The sequence below is a fragment of the Rubrivivax rivuli genome (assembly GCF_004016505.1).
GTDB lineage: Bacteria > Pseudomonadota > Gammaproteobacteria > Burkholderiales > Burkholderiaceae_C > Rubrivivax > Rubrivivax rivuli.
In genome coordinates this window covers 102,119-122,809 of the sequence record NZ_SACR01000006.1, presented here as the reverse complement: position 1 = coordinate 122,809, position 20,691 = coordinate 102,119, and the positions used below count along the sequence as shown (strand labels likewise).

Sequence of the window (20,691 nt, the reverse complement as noted above, 5' to 3'; positions counted from 1 at the left end):
CGCACCGGGCCCGCCGCTAGTCTGCCGCTCGCCGAAGTCCGGCACAGAAAGGAAGGGCCATGGCCGCCACACTCAAGCCTGCCGACACGCGGGCCGCCCTCGACAGCGTGGGAACCCCTGCGGCCAAGGCCGTGTCGCAGGACGCCGAGCTCACCGGGCTGCTGACCGACATCCTCAACGGCACGCTGGCCGCGTCTGAAGGCAAGCTCGGCGCGGCGCTGGGCTTTGCCGACAAGTACGCCGCCTTGGCCGACTTCGCAGGCAAGTCGCGGCAGAACCAGACCGTGCGCGCCTTTGCCACCTCCAGCCAGATCCTCACCCAGACCTTGGGGCTGCTGAAGCTCGGCAGCAACGCTTCGCCCGGCATGGTGCTCGCCACCGTGGGGGCCATGTTCACGAAGAAGGTGGCCCTGGCTTTCGGCCTGGTGGAAAACGACAAGCAGGCCAAGCTGGTGGCGGCCACGGCCGATTTCGCCTCGGCGGCCTTGACGGTGGGCGTTGCCGCCGCCGGCCTCAGCAACCCCGTGGGCTGGGTGCTGATGGCCGGGGCGCTGGCGCAGCTGGGGGCCACAACCTTCAAGGGTTACGCCGCGTACACGGAGTGAAGGCCGGCCCGCCGGCTTAAGCTGGGCTTCATCTCCGGCAGGCGCAATGGGCGGATGCCGTTGCCGTTCTCGCTGCCTGCCTCGCTGTCGTCCTTGCTGTCCCGACCCGGGCGTCCGCGGCCAGCTGCCGCCCTGGGTTCAGCCGCCTCGGCAGCCCCGCCCCCCGCCAGCCCCTGGCGACCCAGCCTCAGCACGCACGGGCTGGTGGTGCTGGCGGCGCTGTACTTCACCGCCACGGCCAACCTGCCTTTCCTGGCCCGCGCACTGGCCGACCGCAGCGCCGCCGACCCCGCCGCCTGGGGCTTCGGCGCGGCGCTGGCACTGGGCGTGACGGCGCTGCAGGTGCTGCTGCTGGGCCTGCTGTGCACCCGCTGGACCGCCAAGCCCGTGCTGGCGGTGCTGCTGGTGGTGGCGGCCGTGGCCAGCCACTACAGCGCCGTCTACGGCACCTATCTCGATCCTTCGATGGTGCGCAACCTGCTGCGCACCCACCCGGCCGAGGCCGTGGAGCTGCTGAGCCCGGCGCTGGCGCTGCAGGTGCTGCTGCAGGCCGGCCTGCCGCTGTGGCTGTTGTGGCGGCTGCGCCTGCGCCCGCAGCCTTGGCCGCGTGCGCTGGGACGGCGGGCGGCCCTGCTGGTGGGGGCGGTGCTCGTGATGCTGCTGGCGGTGCTGGCGGTGTTCCAGCCGCTGTCGTCCCTGATGCGCAACCAGCGTGAACTGCGCTACCTCATCGCCCCCGTGAACGTGCTGTGGTCCGCCGGCGCGGTGCTGGTGCGCGACACCCGCACGGCCGCGCGGCCCCGCCAGCCCATCGGCCTGGACGCGCAAGCCGGCCCGAGCTGGGCCACGCGCAAGCGCCCGCTGCTGGTGGTGATGGTGGTCGGCGAAACCGCCCGCGCCGCAGACTGGGGGCTCAACCCGGGCAGCACCGCCAACACCACGCCCGAGCTCGCGCGCTGGCAGGGCTCCGGCGGTCTGGTGAACTTTCCATCCGTGAAGACCTGCGGCACCGACACCGAGACCTCGCTGCCCTGCATGTTCGCGCCCGTGGGCCGGCGCGATTACGACGAAGGCCGCATCCGCGGCCAGCAGAGCCTGCTGCACGTGCTGGCGCGGGCCGGCGTGGCGGTGCACTGGCGCGACAACCAAAGTGGCTGCAAGGGCGTGTGCGAAGGCCTGAGCAACGAGACGCTGGCCGCCGCCAACACGCCGGCCCTCTGCCCCGAGGGCCGCTGCCTGGATGAAGCGCTGCTGGCCGACCTGCCGCAGCGCCTGCAGCAGGCCCAGGGCACGCAGCTGCTGGTGCTGCACATGCTGGGCAGCCACGGGCCTTCCTACTACCGCCGCTACCCGCCGGCTTTCGCGGCGAACCTGCCCGACTGTCGCCACGACGAGTTGCGCCGCTGCAGCGTGGAAAAGGTGCACAACGCCTACCTCAACAGCCTGCGCTACACCGACCACGTGCTGGCGCAGGCGCTGCAGATGCTGAAGGCGCAGGAAGACCGCGTGGACACGGCGCTGGTCTACGTCTCAGACCACGGTGAATCGCTGGGCGAGCACGGCCTGTTCCTGCACGGCATGCCCTACGCCATCGCCCCCGAGGGGCAGACACGCGTGCCCATGGTGGCCTGGGCCAGCGCCGGGCTGGCGCCGGCCATCGGCGTGCAGCCCGCGTGCCTGCAGGGCGCGTGGCAGGCGGCGGCCCAGGCCGGGGGTGTGGCGCACGACCACCTCTTCCACACGCTGCTGGGCCTGCTGGACGTGCGCACCGCGCTGCACGCGCCGGCCTGGGACCTGACGCAGGCTTGCCGCCCCGCGGCGGGCACGGCCCCGGCCACGCCGTGAGCCTGCTGCGGGTGTGGGCTGCGGGCCCGAGGGCTGCGGCCCGTTCGCCGCGGGCACGGCTGCTGATCGGCCTGCTGCTGGCGCTCGTGTTGCTGCTGGCCTGGGATGCCAGCGGCGCCGATCTTGCCGTGGCCGGCTGGTTTGCCGATGCCACGGGCTTCCGATGGCGCGATGCGTGGTGGACACGCGGCCTGCTGCACGAAGGCGGGCGGGTGGCCGGCCTGCTGGCGCTGGCGGCGCTGGCCGCGCATGCCTTCTGGCCGACCGCTGCGACGTCGGCCGCAGCTCAGCCCACGCGCGCAGAGCGCCTCTACGCGCTGGTGGTGGTGCTGTTGGTGGCCGGGGCCGTGCCCGCCCTCAAGCGCCTGAGCCTGAGCAGCTGCCCCTGGGACCTGGCCCTGTTCGGCGGCGTGGCGCAGCACGTCTCGCACTGGCGCCTGGGCGTGCCGGACGGCGGGCCGGGCCGCTGCTTCCCCTCGGGCCACGCCGTCACCGCCTTTGCGTTGTGGGGCGCGGTGCTGCCCTGGCGCCACCACCGCCCGCGCCGGGCCTGGGCCATCGCCGTGGGGGTGGCTGCTGCGGGCCTGCTGCTGGGCGCGGGGCAGGTGCTGCGCGGCGCGCACTACCCGAGCCATGTGCTCTGGTCGGCCTGGCTGTGCGCGGCGTTGGTGGTGGCTGCGGCCCTGGTGCAGCTCTGGCTCTTCGAACGGCTGCGCCTGCGGGGCCGGCCGCTACCATGAGCGGCATGCGTTTGCTTGTTCTGGAAGACGACCCCGACCTCGGCGAGGCCCTGTCCACCGGCCTGCGCCAGCGCGGCCACGTCATCGACTGGTTCCGTGAAGGCCAGAGCGCCGATGCCGCCATCAGCAGCACGCCGTACGACGCCGTGGTGCTCGACCTCGGCCTGCCCGGCACCGATGGCCTGGTGTGGCTGCAGCGCTGGCGCGCGCGCGGCGTGAGCCTGCCGGTGCTGGTGCTCACCGCGCGCGACGGCCTGGACGAACGCGTGACGGGCCTGGACAGCGGCGCCGACGATTACCTCATCAAGCCCATCGCCACCGAAGAGCTGGCCGCCCGCCTGCGCGCGCTGCTGCGCCGCAGCGCCGGCCGTGCGCAATCGGCCTGGACGCACGGTGCGCTCAGCTTCGACCCGGCCACCAAGCAGGTGCAATGGCAAGGCCAGACGGTGGAGCTCACCGGGCGCGAGCTGGCGCTGCTGGAAGCGCTGCTGAAGCAGCCGCAGCGCGTGCTGTCGAAAGCCCAGCTGCAGGAGCGCCTGTACGACTGGAGCGGCGGCGAGCCCGAGAGCAACACGCTGGAAGTGCACGTGCACCACCTGCGCCGCAAGATCGACCCCGGCATCGTGCGCACGGTGCGCGGCGTGGGCTATGCGCTCGGCGCGCCCGTGGAGCCCTCCACGCCGGAAGGCATGGCGTGAGCCTGCAACGCCGCTTGCTCGTCTACCTGCTGCTGTGCGCACCGCTGGTGTGGGCGGTGGCGCTGCTGGCCTCGGCCGACCGTGCCCGCGCCGAGGTGAATGAGCTCTTCGACACCGAGATCATCCGGCTGGCCCGCCAGGTGCAGGTGACGCTGGACGGCCTGCCCAGCCAGCCTGCCGCTGGCCGTGTGGTGGCGCCAGCGCGATCCAGCGGCGCAGCCGATCTCGACGACCTCGCGCTGGCCGTGTGGAACCGCCAGGGCCAGCTGCTGCTGGTCGACCGCGAAGGCGTGCAGCTCCCGCACCGGCCGCAGGCGGCCGGGTTCGTCGATCTCGTGCTGGGCGGCGAGGAGTGGCGTGCCTATTACCTGCAGGCACCCGAAGGCGAGTGGCTGGTGGCCGCCGGCCAGCGCCTGCACGAGCGCGACGAGCTGGTGTGGGACCTCATCGGCAGCCAGCTGCTGCCCTGGGTGCTGGTGCTGCCGGTGCTGCTGGCGGCCATGGCCTGGGCCGTGCGCCAGGCCCTGGCACCGGTGCGCGTGCTGGCCGAAGACCTGCAGCGCCGCGGCGCCGACGACCTGCGCCCCGTGCCCGAGGCGCAGGCCCCCACCGAGCTGCGCCCGCTGCTGGGCGCGATGAACGGCCTGTTCACGCGCATCGAAACCACGCTGGCCCGTGAGCGCCGCTTCACCGCCGACGCCGCCCACGAGCTGCGCACGCCGCTGGCCGTGCTGCGTGCGCAGTGGGACGTGCAGCGACATGCCGCCAGCGAGGCCGAGCGCCGCCACGCCGAAGCCAAGCTCGGCGCGGGCCTGGACCGGCTGGACCGCCTGGTCTCGCAGATGCTGCTGCTCAGCCGCGTGGACGCCAGCGAGCGCCTGGCCCGCACCGAGCCCGTCGATTGGGCCGCCGTGGTGGAACAGGCCGTCAGCGACGTGCTGCCGCTGGCTGAGCGCCGCCGCATCGAACTGGGTGTGGACTGGCCGCCGGAGGGCAGCGCGCCTTTCCCGGTGCAGGGCGATGCAGCGCTGCTGGGCGTGCTGCTGCGCAACCTGCTCGACAACGCCGTGCGCTACGCCCCCGAGGCCAGCGCGGTGACGCTGCGTTTCAGTGCCGAAACGCTGGCCGTGGAAAACGCCGGCCCGGCGCTGACACCCGAGGCGCTGGCCCGCCTGGGCGAGCGTTTCCACCGCACCGAGGGCCAGGCCGAGACCGGCAGCGGCCTGGGCGTGTCCATCGCGCAGCGCGTGGCGGCGCTGCACGGGCTGCGGCTGCGGCACGGGCCCGGGGCCGGGGGGCAGGGCGTGGTGGCCACGCTGATGCGCGGCGCTGACGTCGCCTGACGCGTCCGGCCAGGCCCGGGCGGCCGGCTTGCCGGCGAAGCCGGTGGTCCAATGCGACGCAGCATGTCCGCACCGCCAGCCCCGCCTGCCGCCCCACCGCCGCCGCCCCCACCGGCAGGCACGGCGGTGCGCGCCGCCACCGTGCCCGAAGGCCGCACGCGGCGCCTGCTGCACTTCGGCCGCGCGGTGGGCGAGATGGCCGCAGGCGCCGCGGCCGAGGGCGTGGCGCAGCTGGCGCGGGGGCAGCGGCCGGCGCTGGCGCAGCTGATGCTCACGCCGGCCAACGCGCGGCGGCTGGCCGAGCGCCTCTCGCAGATGCGTGGGGCGGTGATGAAGGTGGGTCAGCTGCTCTCGATGGACGGCCACGGCGTGCTGCCGCCGCACTTCGCCGAGCTGCTGGGCGGCCTGCGCGACCAGGCCCACGTGATGCCCGCCACCCAGCTGGCCGAGGTGCTGGAACGTGAATACGGCCCCGGCTGGCACCGCCGCTTCAAGCGCCTGAGCTTCGAACCCGTGGCCGCGGCCTCCATCGGCCAGGTGCACCGCGCCGAGACCCACGACGGCCGCGTGCTGGCGCTGAAGATCCAGTACCCCGGCGTGCGGCGCAGCATCGGCAGTGACATGGCCAACCTGGCGCTGCTGCTGCGCACGCCCGGCCTGGTGCCGGCAGGTCTTGATCCGGGCGCGATGCCGGCACTGCTGGCGCGTGTGCAGGCGCAGCTGGAACACGAGACCGACTACCTTGCCGAGGTGCGCGCCGCCAAGGCTTACCGCGAGAAGCTGGGCGACGACCCGGTGCTCACCGTGCCCGCGGTGGACGAAGAACACTGCACCGGCCACATCATCGCCACCGCCTTTGCGCCCGGTGTACCGGTCGACCGCCTGGCCGCGCCAGGCGTGCCGCAGGCGCAGCGCAACCACGTGGCGATGGCACTCAGCCGCCTGGCGGTGCATGAGTTCTTCCGCATGCGCCTGGTGCAGACCGACCCGAATTTCGGCAACTACCTGTTCGATGCCGACACCGGGCGCATCGCGCTCATCGACTTCGGCGCGACGGAGCTCGTCACGGACGAGCGCGTGGAACAGCTGCGCGAGCTCGGCCGCGCGCTGCGCGCCGATGACGTGCCACGCCTGCAGGCCGCGGCCCAGGCCGCCGGCTTCACGGCGCGCGAAGACCCGCCCGCGCAGAGCGCCGGTGTCATCGGCCTGATGCGCCTGGCCGGCGAGCCGCTGCGCCATGCCGGCGCCTACGACTTCGGCGTCTCCACGCTCTTCGCGCGCAGCTTCGAGCAAGGCCGCGCACAGTTCTTTGGCGACGGTTATGCGCGCACGCCACCGCCCGACCTGCTGTTCCTGCAGCGCAAGTTTGCCGGCACCTTCATGCTGTGCACGCGGCTGCGCGCGCAGATCGACCTCGCCGACGTCTTCGGCGCGGAGCTGTGAGCAGGGCCGGGCCCGGCGCCGGCTCAGCGCCCGCGCCGGCCGGCGATGCCCAGCCCGGCCAGCGCCAGGCCCACCAGCGCCAGCGTGGCCGGCTCCGGTACCCGGCTTTCCTGCGTGGCGGCGACGAAGTCGACCCGCAGGTTGTCGAACGAGGCGTTGCGGTTCAGGCCGTTGTCGGGGGCGGTGATCCTGAAGCCCAGGCTCTCACCCAGGTCGGCCGAGCCCGACGCGATCTCGTAGCGCAGCGTCCAGGTGCGCACGGTGCCCTGGGCAGGGGTGGGGGTGCTGGCGCTCAGCGGGCTGAGGACATCGCCGCCTGCGGTGAGGCCTGCGGTGAACTCGGCGAAGGGCGCGTTCACGAAACTGCCGACATCGAAGGTGACGGTGTAGGTGCCGGCGGCCAGCGACAAGCCGGTGAAGGTCTTGGTGGCGACCCGCCCGCCGATGTTCTGGATGTGCAGGTACTGGTGGCCCGCCGTCGGGGCCGTGCCGCAGCAGGCCAGCAGGAAGTGGATGGGGTTGCCGGTGAGGGCCCAGCCGTCGTTGGTCTGGACCGGATCGTTGACGATCAACGAGGCCGAGGCCGGCAAGGAAAGCAGCAGGGCCGTGCCCAGAACGGCAGCCTGGCGCTGCGGCGCCTGGAAGAGTTTTCGGAAAGACGGCATGGCGGCGGTGTCCGTTCGGTGCGGGTGCTCAGGTGAGAGCAAGGTTCGCGCCGCGGTGAGAAATCGCCGCAGATTCAGGGGCTTGCCGGCGGGCGTGACGGTCCGTTGTCAAGCGGGCCGACAGCCTGCCGGCTCGCCCTGCCGCTAACGCGCAGCCGGCGCCGCGCCCTGCCCCGGCAGCCCGGGTACCGCGATGGGCTTGCCGTTGACCAGCGCCGCGCCCTCGCGCAGCTCGAATTTCGCGCTGATGCTGTCGCCCGTGCGCACGATGAAGCCCTGCCCTTCGGCCTGCGCCAGCTGCTGGTCGATCAGCTCGGGCGGCAGCGGCTGGCCCAGGGCCTCGCCCAGCTTCGGCAGCAGCGCCACCGGGGCCTCCACACCCATGCGCAGGGCCATCTTCTGCATCAGCGCCGGCATCAGCGCGGCGCCTTCGGTCTCTGCGGCCGTGATGCCGTTGAAGCCCAGCTGGTAGCTCATCTTCGCGGTCTGGCCGCCCAGGGTCACGCTCAGCTCGTCCATGCTGATCTGCGGGTTCTGCGGCAGCAGCTCCTTCAGCGGCGCGAGCATCGGCTGGAGTGCCGCCATGGGGTCGGCGGCCGGGTCCTTGGACGGGCAGCCGGTGTTCATCAAGGCGCCCATCAGCGCCGCGTAGCTCTGAGCGTGCAGCTGCTTGAGGCTGAACTTCATCGTCACCGCGTCCAGCGGCAGGCTGCCGATCTGGCCTTGCGCCTGCAGGCTGCCACTGGCCTGGTAGAGGCCGCCGGCAATGCCGCCGTCCTGCGTGTACTTCATGTTCTTCAGGGTGAACATCGGCTTGCGCTGGCCGTCGGCGGCCACGGTCTCGAAGTTCATCGCGGCCATGCTGCCGCTGCCCTTGCCGCTCAAGGCCCACCACATCGGCGCGTAGCCCTCGCCTTGCAGCTTGGCGTCGGTGACGACGAAGCGCATGCCCGGCGCCGGCCCCTGGCCCGGGGCGCTGACGGCATAGCTGGGCAGCGAAGCTTCGTAGCGCGCGCCGCCATCGGCACGCACCTGCACCCAGGCGCTGGCGCCCTTGAATTCGAAATCGCCGCCTTCGGGCGACTTGATGCGCAGCGCGGGCACCTCCAGCTGCGTCTTGTAGCCGCCGTTGTAGGCCACCAGGGTGCGCAGGCTCAGCTGCGTCTGGGCATCGCCCAGCAGCTTCTTCAGCTGCGCCTGCTGTTCGGCGCTGAGCACGAGGCTGCTGTCGATGCGCGCGGCGCCGAAGCCGGCAAAGCCCGGCAGCGGGCCGTGGCGGATGTCGTCGCGCCAGGTCAAGGGCGTGGTCTCGGCCCCGCAGCCGATGGCCAGCGTGAGCGTGCGCGTGGCGCCGAGCAGGCCCGCGCGGTACTGCACGTCGGTGACGCGGAAGGCGGGCTGCGGCTGCCCCGGCTGTGCCTTCCAGCCTTCGGCCTGCGCCACCAGCGCGGTCTTGAGCTTCTGGCCGGTGACGTAGGTGGCCCCGGCCCAGCCGGCCACCACCACGGCGCCCAAGGCGGCCGCGAGGACGGTTTTCTTGTTCATGCGTGACTCCCTGTTTTTTCGTGCCGGCCGGCAACGCGCCGGGGCGGCGCATTGTGGCGGCGGCCGCGCGCCGCAGGCCCCCGCCTTCAGGGGAGCGCAGCGGCTGGATGCACGCCCGCGCGCTGGGGCCATAGCCCGGCCCGCGCTTGGGTTAGCCTCCCGGGTGCACCTCTTCCTGCCCCGACACGCCAAGCCCCCCCGCACCCATGGCCGAATTCAAGAAGCGCCTGCGCCGGTGGCTGCCCACCGCGCAGGCGCTGGAGCAAACCCGGGGCTTTGCATGGCTGGGCCACTACCTGCGCGAGCACCCGCGCCTGTGGGTGCTGCACCGCCGCGGCTTTGCGCTGGGCGTGGCGCTGGGCATCGGCATCGGCGTGTTCCCGCTGCCGCTGCAGATGCCGGCGGCCATGCTCGCGGCCGTGGCGCTGCGCGCCAACGTGGCGGCCGCTGCAGCGGCCACCTGGCTGACCAACCCCTTCACGATGGCGCCGATCTGGGCGCTGTCGGCTTTTCTCGGTTCCTTCGTCGTGCCCAAGGCCGTGGCCGGGCCCAGCGCGCCGCCGCCGGTGGATTGGCAGTGGTCGGCGCCGCTCACCTGGCCCGCGGCGCTGTGGGAGCAGGTCACCTCCTGGGGGCCGGCGCTGCTGGCGGGTTTTCCGCTGGCCGGCGCGGTGCTGGGCCTCACGGCCTACCTGCTGGTGTACTGGGGCTGGGCGGTCTTGATCCGCCAGGAAAGGCGGCGGCGCCTGCGGCGCCGCGCCCTCAAGACTTCGGCTTGATCTTCGCCAGCAGCGCGCGCGCTTCTTCGCGGCGGCCGGTGTCGGCGATCTGGCGGCCCGGGCGGCCCGGCGCGGTGAGCACCTTCTCCAGGTAGGGCACGGCCTCGTCGGCGTGGTCGGTCTCGACGAGGAACTCGCCATAGAAGTAGTTGGCGTCGATGCCCTGCGGACTCAGCGCCAGGCCCTTCTGCAGCATGGCCTTGGCCTTGGCCTTGTCGCCGAAGGCCAGCGGCCAGCCCGGCACCTTGTAGTAGAGGACGCCCAGGCTGTTGTAGGCGCTGCCGTCCAGCGCGTTGGCATCGATCTGCATCGCCTGCTCGTACAAGGCCTTGGCCTGCTTCACCAGGCCCAGCGCGCCCAGGCCGCCCTTCTCGCCGGCCAGCGAGCTGACGACGATGCCTTCCCAGATCAGCGGTTCGCTGCGGCCCGGGAAGGCCTCGGTGGTCTGGTGCGCCTTGGCCACCAGCGCCTCGTAGCGCTTCTCGCGTTCGGCGGCGGGGGTCTGGTAGCGCACCACCTCCCAGCCGCGCTGGAGTTCCTGCACGGCGTCGTCCACGGGCGCGGCGTTGGCGGTGAATGCGCCCAGCGGCAGCAGGGCGGCGGCGGCCAGCAGGCGCACCAGGGTGCTCTTGACAGGGGTGTTCATCGGTGTGTTCACGTCGGTCTCCTCAAGGGGTGGAAGGGGTGGAAGGCGCGGTGGGCTGGGCGCTGCCGACCTGCCCGGGCAGGCTGCGGCGGTGGGCGGCGAAGCTGCCGTCGAGCAGCGCGCCGAGCAGGCCGTTCAGGCGCACGGCCAGGCGTTCGGGCCAGCCGATGAAGCGTTCGGCGGCGCCGCTTTCGATGAGCCCGCGCAGCGCGCGGGCCACGGTCTCGGGGCTGTCGCTGGCGGTGCCGGTGGCGGCGTGGTGGGCCTGCACCTCGGCACTGTTGAAGCTGGTGCGGGTGGCCCGCGGCGCCAGCGTCTGCACGCGCACCGGGCCGCCGGCCAGTTCACGGCGCAGGGCTTCTGCGAAGCCGTGCAGGCCTGCCTTGCTGGCGCCGTAGACGCTGTAGCCCGGCACGCCGATGCGGCCCAGCGCCGAGCCGACGAAGACGATCTGCGCCGCCGGCAGGCGATGCAGATGCGGCAGCAGCGCCTGCACCAGCAGCAGGGGCGCGAGCAGGTTGCTGTGCAGCACCGCCGCGGCCTCGGCGCCGGGCACCTGCGCGAAGGCGCCGAAACACGGCTGCCCGGCCGCCAGCACCACCACGTTGCAGCGGTGCGTGGCCGCGGCGCGGGCCACGGCCAGCACGCCCTCGGGCGTGTTCAGGTCGGCCTGCACCCAGGCGTCGAAGGCCGCCGGTTCGGGCGCGCTGGCCCCGCGGCCCACGCCCACCACCTGCGCCCCGGCGGCGCGCAGTTCGGCAGCGGCGGCGCGGCCGATGCCGCCGCTGGCCCCCGTCATCAACACCCGGGCGTCGGCGGCCTTCATGCCAGGGCCTCGGCGGGCTGGGCCGGCGCGGCGGCGGGGCTGGCCACCGGCTGCGGCAGCGGCAAGCCCCGGAAGACATCGCCGTACAGCCGGAAGAAGGCCCGTGCGGCGTGCACGATGTCGGCCTGGTCTTGCGGCTGCTCGATGGCGTCCATCAGCGTGGCGAAGTGCGCCGTGTGCTCCACGTCCAGCGTGCCGTGCGAACGCAGGTAGCTGAAGGCGCTGTCGGGCAGGTGCAGCGGCTTCTGGATGGCGTCGGCCGCCATCAGCGCCAGCGAGACGCTGGTGCCTTCCAGCACGTGCACCATGCCGAAGAAGCCCAGCGGATTGCCGCGTGCGATGGTGTCGTAGGCGTAGGCCACCATCACCTCGGTGGCGTGGCCCGGGCGGCCGTGGCGCACGGCCTCGGCATCACCGCCGCAGGCGGCGATGTCGTCGAGGATCCACTCGTCGTGGCCGGCTTCTTCTTCGATGTACTCGTCCACCGCCGGGGCCAGCCAGGCGTGGTGGGCCGGCAGCGCGGCGCGCAGCGCCTGCAGCAGCGGCACCGTGTGGCGCACGTGGTGGTAGGCCTCGGTGAGGAAGGCGATGTAGCTCGGCAGCGAAACCTGGCCGCGCAGCGCGCCCTGGATGATGGGCGTGGCCAGCAGGCCCTGGCGCGCGGCGGCGGTGTCTTGCAGCAGACGTTGGTGGAAGGACATGGACAACTCCGGAGTGGAAAGGGCGTCGCGGTGGGCGGCGAAGATGGCGGCGCGCTGCGGCCGGCCGTTGGCGGTGGCCAGGCCGGTGCTGGCATCGAAGGCGGCGCGGCCGCGCACCCAGCGCTGGATGCGGGCGTAGTCGGGCAAGGTGGCGTTGGCGGCATCCACCGCCTGTTGCAAGGCGTCATCCGGCAGGCCGGCCTGCGTGGGCCAGAGCACGGCCGAGAGGGCAGGCTCGCCGTCGCCGAACACCACCGCCTGCAGCACGGCGGGGTGGCCCTTCAGCGCGGTCTCCACCCACTCGGGGCTGAGGTTGCGGCCGTAGGAGGTGATGAGCACGTGTTTCTTGCGGCCGTGGATGAAGACGCGGCCGGCTTCATCCACGCGGCCGAGATCGCCGGTGGGCCACCAGGCGGGCACGGGCGTGGGGTCACCGAGATAGCCGCTGAAGAGCGCGCCGGCCACGAGGATCTCGCCGTCCTCGGCCACGCGCAGCTGCGCGTGCGGCAGCGCGCGGCCCACGCTGCCGGCACTGTCCGGCGCGGGCGGGCACAGTCGGCCCTCGGCATCCAGCGCCGGCAGGTTGAGCGTCTGCACCGAGCCAGCTTCCGAGAGGCCGTAGCCCTCGGCCACCGGCAGCCCCAGCGCCCAGGCCGCGCGCACCAGCGGCGCCCCGGCGGCGGCTCCGCCCACGGCCACCAGCTTCAAGCCGGCCGGCGCGCGCTGGCCGCTGGCCATGAGGTGCCCCACCCAGGCGCGCAGCATCTGCGGCAGCAGGATCAGGCTGTGCGGCGCGTGCTCGCGCACCGCGGCGTCGAAGCGCGCGGCGTCGAAGCGGGACGAGCCCTGCAGGCCCAGGCTGGCCAGCGGTGGCGCGATGACGGTGGCGCCCTGCAGGCGCGGCGCCATCAGGCCGGCGATGTTCTCCAGCAGCACGCCGAAGGGCAGCGCGCAGAGGTGGCGCTGGATCTGCAGCGGCGCCAGGGCCTGCACCAGCGAGCCGGCGACCGCCTGCAGCGCTTCGCCACCCAGGCAAACGCCCTTGGGCGTGCCGGTGGTGCCCGAGGTGAAGGTGATCTTGGCCGTGCCTGCCGGCAGGGGCACGGCGGCGAACGGCAGGCGGGCCTGCACCAAGGCGCCCGTGGGCAGCACGGCGGCCATGGGCGGCAGCGCCGCGAAGCGCAGGCCCGGTGTGGCCTCGGCCCACAGCGCCGCGTGCGGCGCCGTGAGGACCAGCGTGTCCACACCCGCGGCCTGCAGCGCGTGCTGCATCTGCGCCGGCGTGAAGAAGGGCGGCAGCGGCACGTGCACCACGCCTGCGGCACTGGCGGCTTCGTCGAGCACGACGAAGGGTGCGCCGTTGTCCAGCACGGTGGCCAGCACGCGCGTGCCCTGTTCTTGCAGCTGCCGGGCCATCGCGGCCACGGCTTGCGCCAGCTGCGGCGCGCTGAAGGCCTGCTGGCCGTCGAAAAGCGCGGTGGCGGGGTTCATCTGGGCGGGGCTCATGCCTCGGTCCTCGGGGCCAGGCCGCGGCGGGCCAGGGCTTTCAGCGCCAGTTCGATCTGCCCGGCCAGCACCACGGGGTGGTGGTCGTAGTAGCTGCCCCAGTGCGCGGCGCCCTCGCCCAGCAGCGCGGGGTCGGCCGCCCCCAGGCTCAGCGGCGCGATGCCCAGGCGCAGGAAGAGGTGGCGCAGTTCTTCGGTGAGCGTGCTCACCACCCAGCGGTAGCCCTCGGCCGCGAGGTGCGGCCCCAGCAGCAGGATGAGGCGGCGGCCTTCGCCCGCACGGGCGGCGGCGAGGTGCCCCACCTCGGCGATGTGCGCCCGCGCCGGCGCCGGGACGCCGGTGGCTGCCAGCATCTGCTCGGCCGGCGCGCCGAGGTAACGCTCCAGGAACAGCGGGCCGCCATCGGCGCTGCGGTAGCCGGCGGCCGCCACGATCTCGCCCTCGGCGTCGCGCAGGCTCACGAGCACGGGCGCGAAGCTGCGCACGTCGGCGCCGTAGCGTTCGGCGAACACGCGGTGGATGAAGGCTTCCACCGCCTCGCGGCCGGCGTCTTGCGGGCCGTGCACACGCAGGGACGGGGCCGCGCGGTGCGGGAGCGGAGCGGGGGGCGCGGAGGTGATCAGGCTGAGCATCGCTGGGTCCATGCAGACCGGGGGTCCGGTCTGTCGATGGAAGGGATGCTCGGCCTGGCGGATTAAGGGCGCCTTAAGCCACGGGGCTTCAGCCCGTCATCGCCACTGGATCACCGCCGTGTCCCGCTCATCGGCGGAAGAAGTCACGGGCCACAAGGTGCGGTCGCCGAACGGGATCGCCAGACTGCCCACCAGTTCGCTCGCTTCCAGCCGGATCAGCGCAGGCGCAGGCTGGTTGCGCACATCGCCCGCCCCTGGGTCGAACAGCGCCAGCACGGCATGCCCGGTGGCCGGCGTTCTGGGGTCGCCCGTGAGGGACGCGAAATCGCTGCCGGGGATCGTCCAGCGCCCGCCTGCGGCCACCACCCCGAATGGCCACTGTTCGCGCAGGCGCGGGGGCAGGGGCACGAGCGCGGCCTGGGCCGATGCCAAGGTTTCGGGCACGCCCACGGGCGCGCCGTCGGCACCCAGGCGCCAGGCGCGTGCCAGGCCATCGTCGGCCCGCCAGGCCAACCAGCGCGCGGCGCCGTCCACGATGAGCCGCACCATCGGCACGCTGCGGTCGCTGACCTGGTAGGCGCGGTCGTTGCGCACCGTGCCGTCGTTGCCCAGCGTGCGCACACGAACGCGCTCGGGCTCCTGCACACCGCCTTCGCGCAGCACCAGCACCAGCTCATCCGGCAAGGCCTCGACCTGCGGTGTGCCTCCAAACGTCCCCGTGGGCAGGGCCCATTGCAGCCGTGCGCCCAGGGGCTGCCCATTGGCGTCGAAGCGCTGCACCACCAGGTACCGGATGGTCAAGCCGTTGCCCTGGTCGATGGCCTCGATGTAGGACATCCAGATCACCGGCGAGGCGCGGTGCGAAGCCAGCGTGACGAAGCTCGGCGTGCTCAGGATGAAGCCGTCACCGCTTTGCACCGGCAGGGTGCCCAGGCGTGCGCCCAGCAGCCGCCCGTTGGCGTCCAGTGCGTCGAGATTGAAGCGGTCGGTGACGGAAAAGCGCGCCAGCGTGGCGACCCGCAGACCCGCCGACGTGGGCAGCAGGCGGGCGGCGTAGGGCTCTTCGGGGGCGCGCACGATGCTGCCGCTGGCCACCTGCTTGCCGCTGCGGTCGGCAACGATGGTCTCGGTGTTGTTCAGCGTGACGTAGCCGTCCTCCAGCACCGCACGCGCCGACAGCGTGCCCACGGCGCTGGTGGTGACGGCGCCAAAGCCGCGCCCACCGCCATCGAAACCCACCAGACGGTCGTCGCTTTCGGTCGCCGTGCGCGTGGCGTCGGTCCACTCGACACTGCGCACCACGCCGATGTCGGGCGCGTACCAGGTGCTGGCGTACAGCTGCGTCGTTTGCGTGCCATTGCGCAGCGTGGCGCGGTCGTCGACGCGCAGCGCGCGCACCGGGTTCGGCGAGGCGGGCACCAGCACGTCTTCGAAGCCCGCCACGACACGCCAGAACGCGATGTCGATGCCGTCGGTGCGGGCGTCGTACACCGTGAACTGCTGCCCCGCGCGCAGTTCGCGCGGCAACTCGACACCGCTGATGGTGAGCGAGCGCCCCGCGCCCAAGGGCACGCTGATGCTGCCGATGGTCTGGCCCTCGGCGTTGCGGAAGAGCTCGGTGTCGGCCAGGCTGGTGTCGCTGCTGCGCTCGATCACCCGGCCGGCGGTGCCTGCCAGCATCGTCACACGCGTGCGGCTGGGGCCGATGAAGGGCGTGAACTGCCGGTACTGCCAGGACAAGCCCACCGACAGCGGCCGCAGTGGGGCACTGTCGCTCACCAGCACCTGGCCGGCCGCCGGCGCAACGGGCACGAGCCCGGTGCTGCCGCCCGTGGCCGGCGAGTTGACGGTGCCACCGCCCGTGCCCCCGCCGGCGGCCGGTACACCGTCGCCCCCTCCCCCGCCGCCGCAAGCCACCAGCATGGCAGCCACCAGGGTGATCCCTCCGAGGGTGCCGATCCACCGTCTGCTCGCCATGAGGCCGTCCATCCTGCTGCCGAAACCGAAGGCCATGCTATCGGGCGCCCATGTCCTTGGCAGGGCCTGGTGCTCGGCGGCCCTGCCTCCCTTGAATGGGTGGTGCCGCGCCACTGCTGCTCTCAGGGGCACTGCATCAACTGTCATTTATGGGCATCATCTCGGAACGTTCATCTGATCGAGGAACCGACATGCAAACCTGCAGCCTCTTCACTCGCACTGGTTTGTCTGGCATGGCCCTGGCCGCCGTGGCCCTGCTCGGCAGTGGCAGCGCCCAGGCCGTCAGCATCACCGACCCCGTCGGCGACTTCCTGCCCACCTTCGCAGGCAGCGTGCTGAGCGCCGATCTCGACGTGATCGACGCCACCGTCACCTACAACCCCACGACGAACATCTTCACGCTCAGCAGCACGCAGGCGGGGGCCGTGGGCCTCACGCCCACCGGCACCTACATCTGGGGCGTGAACCGCGGGGCTGGCGTGGCCACCTTCGCCAGCATCGGCATCACCGGCGTGCGTTTCGACGCCACCGTGCGCCTGAACCCCAACGGCACGGGCTCCATCGGCGCCACCGCGCTGCCGCCGGGCGCTGTCACCGTCTCGGGCAACGTCATCTCCGCCAGCTTCAGCGGCAGCCTGCTGCCCAGCACCGGTTTCAACCTGATCGACTACACCTGGAACCTCTGGCCGCGCGACACCGCCTTCACTGGCACGGCGGCCATTTCCGACTTCGCGCCGAACAACGCCAACTTCACCGTCACCGTGGTGCCCGAGCCGGCCACCGCTTTGCTGATGCTGGGTGGCGTGGCGGCGCTGATGCTGCGCCGCCGCTCGACAGCGGCGCGCTGAGCGCAGCCTCTACAACCGGGCTTGCCGAACTCGCGCGGCCAGTTTCTCGGCCTCTTCGCGCCTTTCGCTGTAGCGGTCCACGAGGTAGGGCGCCACCTCGCGCGTGAGCAGCGTGAACTTCATCAGCTCTTCCATCACGTCGACCACACGTTCGTAGTAGGCCGAGGGCTTCATGCGCCCGGCGTCGTCGAACTGCTCGTAGGCCTTGGCCACCGACGACTGGTTCGGGATGGTGAGCATGCGCATCCAGCGCCCCAGCACGCGCATCTGGTTGACGGCGTTGAAGGACTGCGAGCCGCCACTGACCTGCATCACCGCCAGCGTCTTGCCCTGCGTCGGGCGGATGGCGCCGAGGTTCAACGGCAGCCAGTCGATCTGCGCCTTCAGGACGGCCGTCATCGCGCCGTGGCGCTCGGGCGAGGTCCAGACCATGCCTTCGGCCCAGGCGCAGGCCTCGCGCAGTTCCTGCATCTTGGGGTGGGTGTCGGGCGCGCCGTCGGGCAGGGGCAGGCCGTCGGCGTGGAACACGCGCACCTCGCCGCCCAGCGCCGTGAGCAGGCGCGCGGCTTCCAGCGTCAGAAAGCGGCTGTAGCTGCGTTCACGCAGCGAGCCATACAGCAGCAGGAAGCGCGGTGCGTGTGCAGCCGCCAGCGGCGGGCGCAAGGCCGCCAGGTCGGGCAGCGCGAAGTGCGCGGGGTCGAGGTTCGGCAGGTCGTCGATGTTCATGAGGTGCTGGGTTCGGCCGTGCCGAACCAGTGTTGCGTGCGGTTGGCCAGCGCCACCAGCGAGAGCATCACCGGCACTTCCACCAGCACGCCCACCACGGTGGCCAGGGCCGCGCCGGATTGCAGGCCGAACAGCGAGATGGCCACGGCCACGGCAAGTTCGAAGAAGTTGGACGTGCCGATGAGGCTGGCCGGCGCCGCCAGGTTGTAGGGCAGGCGCAGGCGCTGCGCCGCGAAGTAGGTGATGGCGAAGATGCCGTAGCTCTGCAGCACCAGCGGCACGGCGATCAGCACGATGTGCAGCGGCCGGCTCACGAGCGTGGGCGCCTGCAGGCCGAAGAGCAGCACGACGGTGGCAATCAGCCCGGCCACCGCGGCCGGCTTGAGCGCCGCCACGCGCTGAGCCAGCAGCGCCGCCCCGCCCTGCCCCAGCCACAGCCGGCGCAGCACGGCGCCAGCCAGCAACGGCAGCACCACGTAGAGCACCGTCGACAGCAGCAGCGTCGACCAGGGCACCACCACTTCCGTCACGCCCAGCAGGAAGGCCGCGATCGGCGCGAAGGCCAGCACCATCACGAGGTCGTTCACCGAGACCTGCACCAGCGTGTAGGCGGCGTCGCCCTTGGTGAGTTGGCTCCAGACGAACACCATCGCCGTGCAGGGCGCCACGCCCAGCAGGATCATCCCGGCGATGTACTCGCTGGCGGTGGCGGGGTCGACCCAGGGCGCGAACACGTGCTCGAAGAACAGCACCGCCAGCGCCGCCATCGTGAAGGGCTTGATGAGCCAGTTGACCACCAGCGTCAGCACCAGGCCGCGCGGCTTGCGGCCCACGGCGCGGACCGACGCGAAGTCGATCTGCACCATCATCGGCACGATCATCACCCAGATGAACACGGCCACCACGAGGTTGACCTGCGCGAACTCCAGCGCCGCGAGGGCCTGGAAGAGGCCTGGTGTGGCCAGGCCCAGCCCCACGCCGGCCGCCATGCCCAGGCCGACCCAGACGGTGAGGTAACGCTCGAAGACGCCCATGCGAGGTGCCGCGACCGTGCGCTTCAGCGCGTGCCGATCTCGCGCACTTCTCGCTGCAGCGAGAGGCGGTCGAGACTGGCCATGGGCAGCGCGAGCATCAGCTCGATGCGGCGCTTGAGCGTGGTGGCCACCGAGAGGAAGGCCCGTGCTTTCTCTTCATCGCTGCCGCCGAGGGCCCCGGGGTCGGGCACGCCCCAGTGCGCCGTCATCGGCTGGCCGGGCCACACGGGGCAGACCTCGCCGGCGGCGTTGTCGCAGACGGTGAAGACGAAATCCATGACCGGTGCGCCGGGCTGCGCGAACTCCGCCCAGTCCTTGCTGCGGTAGCCCTCGGTGGGCAGGTACCACTGCGCCAGCGTCGCCAGGGCCAGCGGGTGCACCTGACCGCTGGGCTGGCTGCCGGCCGAGTGCGCGACGAAGCGGCCGCGGCCGAGGTGGTTCATCAAGGCCTCGGCCAGGATGGAGCGGGCCGAGTTGTGGGTGCAGATGAAGAGCACGTGGTGCAGGCTCATGGGGGTCTCCATGCAAGGGATCTTCGGGTGTTCAGCAGCTCGTGCAGGCGCCGTTGCCGGTGGCGGCGGGCGCGTCCACACCGCAGGGCTGGCCGCCGCAGCAGTGCGCCACCAGGTAATCGGTGAGCGCGTTCATGCGCGCCAGCTCGGGCCGGTAGATGAGGTGGCGGCCGTCGCGCTGCTGCGTCACCAGGCCGGCGTGCACCAGCTCCTTCAGGTGGAAGGACAGTGTGCTGCTGCTCACGCCCAAGGTGGCGGCCAGCACGCCGGGCGTGAGGCCCTGCGGCCCGGCGCCCACCAGCGCGCGGAACACGCGCAGGCGCATGCCCTGGGCCAGCGCGGCCAGGGCGGTGACGGCGGTGTGTTCGTCCATGCGGGTCTCCTTCAGGCCGGCGCGGTGAGTGCGCGCCGCGTGGGCAGGTTCAGCGTCAAGGCCCAGCACAGCACCAGCATGACGCCCGAGCCGATGAGCGCGCCGGCCAGGCCGAAGCCCTGGTACAGCAGGCCCGACATCAGCGTGCCGAAGAAGCGCCCCAACGCGTTGGCCGCGTAGTAGAAGCCCACGTCCTCGGCCGCCTTCTCGCTGCCCGCATAGGCCAGGACCAGGTAGCTGTGCACCGACGAATTCACGGCGAAGGCCACGCCGAAGAGGCCCAGGCCCGCCACCACCACCCATTCCAGCGGCGGCAGCTGCGGCAGGTCGGCCAGCACCAGGCCCGCCAGCACCAGCGGCACCAGTGCCAGCACGGCCGACCAGCCGCGCGCGGCGGGCACCTCGGTGCTCAGGCCGTCTTCGCTGCGGCTCACGATCTGCGGCGCCAGGCCCTGCACCACGCCGTAGCCGATGGTCCACAGCGCGAGGAAGGCGCCCACCATCGTGAAGGTCCAGCCCACCGAGTACAGGAAGACCGGCACGCCCACCACGAACCACACGTCGCGCGCGCCGAAGAGCATCACGCGCGCCGCGGCCAGCAGGTTGATGCCGCGGTTCTTGGCGAACAGCTCCTTGGCCGACTTCGAAGCCTTGGCCTTGCCCATGAGAGGCGGCACGAAGAACAGCACACCGCCCAGCACCAGCGCCAGCAGCCCGGCCATCAGCCACAGCGCATGCTGGAAGCCCAGGCCCTGCAGCAGCACACCGCCGAGGAAGAAGCCCACGCCCTTCATCGCGTTCTTGCTGCCGGTGAAAAACGCCACCCACTTGAAGAGCTGGCCCGAGGCCGTGCCTGCGGTCAGCTTGATGGCCGATTTGCTGGCGGTCTTGGTGAGGTCTTTGGCGACACCGCACACCCCTTGCGCCAGCACCACCCAAGCCACCGACATCACCGCCGTCCAGCTGGGCGACAAGGCCGAGAGCAGCAGGAAGCCCGTGATCTGCGTGGCCAGCCCCACCACCAGCATGCGCTGGATGCCGTAGCGCGTGGCCAGCCAGCCGCCCACGAGGTTGGCCACCACGCCCATGGCCTCGTACAGCAGGAACAGGAAAGCCAGCGTGAAGGGCGAGTAGCCCAGGCGGTAGAAGTGCAGCAGCACCAGCATGCGCAGCGCGCCGTCGCTGAGCGTGAAGCCCCAGTAGGCCGCCGTGACGATGGCGTAGTTGCGCGTGCCGGTGTTCATCGC

20 protein-coding genes and 1 pseudogene are annotated in these 20,691 nt (G+C 72.3%); 8 read left to right on the top strand and 13 right to left on the bottom strand.

Annotated elements, in window-relative coordinates:
• Window positions 1–59 precede the first annotated feature (59 nt).
• The 6 genes from EOE66_RS19090 to EOE66_RS19065 all read left to right on the top strand — a co-directional run bounded on the left by EOE66_RS19090 (window position 60) and on the right by EOE66_RS19065 (window position 6,674).
• The gene (locus tag EOE66_RS19090) at window positions 60–605 is read left to right on the top strand and encodes a hypothetical protein (RefSeq protein ID WP_128230339.1); all 546 of its coding nucleotides are present in this window, start codon (window positions 60–62) and stop codon (window positions 603–605) included.
• Between the two features lie 54 nt (window positions 606–659).
• The gene (locus EOE66_RS19085) at window positions 660–2,450 is read left to right on the top strand and encodes a phosphoethanolamine transferase (RefSeq protein ID WP_128230338.1); all 1,791 of its coding nucleotides are present in this window, start codon (window positions 660–662) and stop codon (window positions 2,448–2,450) included.
• Window positions 2,447–3,190 carry a phosphatase PAP2 family protein gene (locus EOE66_RS19080; RefSeq protein WP_245479106.1) on the top strand — a complete coding sequence of 248 codons (744 nt, stop codon included), beginning with the start codon at window positions 2,447–2,449 and terminating at the stop codon, window positions 3,188–3,190. The genes EOE66_RS19085 and EOE66_RS19080 overlap by 4 nt, the downstream gene beginning before the upstream one ends.
• A 5-nt stretch (window positions 3,191–3,195) precedes the next feature.
• The gene (locus EOE66_RS19075) at window positions 3,196–3,888 is read left to right on the top strand and encodes a response regulator (protein WP_128230337.1); all 693 of its coding nucleotides are present in this window, start codon (window positions 3,196–3,198) and stop codon (window positions 3,886–3,888) included.
• Window positions 3,885–5,231: an ATP-binding protein gene (locus EOE66_RS19070; protein ID WP_128230336.1), complete on the top strand. Its 1,347-nt coding sequence runs from the start codon at window positions 3,885–3,887 to the stop codon at window positions 5,229–5,231. The genes EOE66_RS19075 and EOE66_RS19070 overlap by 4 nt, the downstream gene beginning before the upstream one ends.
• 63 nt (window positions 5,232–5,294) lie before the next feature.
• Window positions 5,295–6,674 (top strand): ABC1 kinase family protein, encoded by a 1,380-nt coding sequence (locus EOE66_RS19065; protein ID WP_128230335.1) that lies wholly within the window; start codon window positions 5,295–5,297, stop codon window positions 6,672–6,674.
• A gap of 23 nt (window positions 6,675–6,697) precedes the next feature.
• Here the strand turns inward: EOE66_RS19065 and EOE66_RS19060 are convergent, their stop codons facing one another.
• Together EOE66_RS19060 and EOE66_RS19055 are read right to left on the bottom strand one after the other, a co-directional pair.
• Window positions 6,698–7,339, bottom strand: coding sequence for a PEP-CTERM sorting domain-containing protein (locus tag EOE66_RS19060; RefSeq protein WP_128230334.1), 642 nt, complete (start codon window positions 7,337–7,339; stop codon window positions 6,698–6,700).
• Window positions 7,340–7,483: 144 nt separating this feature from the next.
• Window positions 7,484–8,884, bottom strand: coding sequence for a YdgA family protein (locus tag EOE66_RS19055; RefSeq protein ID WP_164885175.1), 1,401 nt, complete (start codon window positions 8,882–8,884; stop codon window positions 7,484–7,486).
• Between the two features lie 206 nt (window positions 8,885–9,090).
• Here EOE66_RS19055 and EOE66_RS19050 point away from each other — a divergent pair, with 206 nt between their 5' ends.
• Window positions 9,091–9,663: a DUF2062 domain-containing protein gene (locus EOE66_RS19050; RefSeq protein ID WP_128230332.1), complete on the top strand. Its 573-nt coding sequence runs from the start codon at window positions 9,091–9,093 to the stop codon at window positions 9,661–9,663.
• On the opposite strand, the gene EOE66_RS19045 is transcribed toward EOE66_RS19050, so the two are convergent.
• From EOE66_RS19045 to EOE66_RS22000, 6 genes and pseudogenes are all read right to left on the bottom strand, one after another.
• A complete protein-coding gene (locus EOE66_RS19045) occupies window positions 9,647–10,309 on the bottom strand; it encodes a tetratricopeptide repeat protein (RefSeq protein ID WP_205702766.1) in 663 nt (220 codons plus the stop codon). The two genes, EOE66_RS19050 and EOE66_RS19045, sit on opposite strands and share 17 nt — an antisense overlap.
• A 22-nt stretch (window positions 10,310–10,331) precedes the next feature.
• Window positions 10,332–11,135, bottom strand: a complete 804-nt coding sequence (locus EOE66_RS19040) for an SDR family oxidoreductase (protein WP_128230331.1) — start codon at window positions 11,133–11,135, stop codon at window positions 10,332–10,334.
• On the bottom strand, window positions 11,132–11,836 hold the full coding sequence (locus EOE66_RS22005) for an iron-containing redox enzyme family protein (protein ID WP_205702765.1): 705 nt from the start codon (window positions 11,834–11,836) through the stop codon (window positions 11,132–11,134). Before EOE66_RS22005 ends, EOE66_RS19040 begins: the two co-directional genes overlap by 4 nt.
• A gap of 45 nt (window positions 11,837–11,881) precedes the next feature.
• Window positions 11,882–13,327 (bottom strand): annotated as a pseudogene (locus EOE66_RS19035) (AMP-binding protein); the annotation flags it as partial.
• 11 nt (window positions 13,328–13,338) lie between these two features.
• Window positions 13,339–13,974: a thermostable hemolysin gene (locus EOE66_RS19030; protein ID WP_128230329.1), complete on the bottom strand. Its 636-nt coding sequence runs from the start codon at window positions 13,972–13,974 to the stop codon at window positions 13,339–13,341.
• 96 nt (window positions 13,975–14,070) lie between these two features.
• A complete protein-coding gene (locus EOE66_RS22000) occupies window positions 14,071–15,906 on the bottom strand; it encodes a hypothetical protein (protein WP_205702773.1) in 1,836 nt (611 codons plus the stop codon).
• Between the two features lie 236 nt (window positions 15,907–16,142).
• Here EOE66_RS22000 and EOE66_RS19020 point away from each other — a divergent pair, with 236 nt between their 5' ends.
• Window positions 16,143–16,799 (top strand): PEP-CTERM sorting domain-containing protein, encoded by a 657-nt coding sequence (locus EOE66_RS19020; protein ID WP_205702752.1) that lies wholly within the window; start codon window positions 16,143–16,145, stop codon window positions 16,797–16,799.
• Window positions 16,800–16,808: 9 nt separating this feature from the next.
• Here EOE66_RS19020 and arsH read toward each other — a convergent pair whose 3' ends face one another.
• The 5 genes from arsH to arsJ are packed head-to-tail and all read right to left on the bottom strand — an operon-like array spanning window position 16,809 to window position 20,688.
• On the bottom strand, window positions 16,809–17,525 hold the full coding sequence (arsH, locus tag EOE66_RS19015) for an arsenical resistance protein ArsH (protein WP_128230327.1): 717 nt from the start codon (window positions 17,523–17,525) through the stop codon (window positions 16,809–16,811).
• Window positions 17,522–18,559 carry an ACR3 family arsenite efflux transporter gene (gene arsB / locus EOE66_RS19010; RefSeq protein ID WP_128230326.1) on the bottom strand — a complete coding sequence of 346 codons (1,038 nt, stop codon included), beginning with the start codon at window positions 18,557–18,559 and terminating at the stop codon, window positions 17,522–17,524. The genes arsH and arsB overlap by 4 nt, the downstream gene beginning before the upstream one ends.
• 23 nt (window positions 18,560–18,582) lie before the next feature.
• A complete protein-coding gene (locus tag EOE66_RS19005; RefSeq protein ID WP_128230325.1) occupies window positions 18,583–19,071 on the bottom strand; it encodes an arsenate reductase ArsC in 489 nt (162 codons plus the stop codon).
• Between the two features lie 31 nt (window positions 19,072–19,102).
• Window positions 19,103–19,444 (bottom strand): ArsR/SmtB family transcription factor, encoded by a 342-nt coding sequence (locus EOE66_RS19000; protein ID WP_128230324.1) that lies wholly within the window; start codon window positions 19,442–19,444, stop codon window positions 19,103–19,105.
• A gap of 11 nt (window positions 19,445–19,455) precedes the next feature.
• Window positions 19,456–20,688 (bottom strand): organoarsenical effux MFS transporter ArsJ, encoded by a 1,233-nt coding sequence (gene arsJ / locus EOE66_RS18995; protein WP_128230323.1) that lies wholly within the window; start codon window positions 20,686–20,688, stop codon window positions 19,456–19,458.
• Window positions 20,689–20,691: the final 3 nt, after the last annotated feature.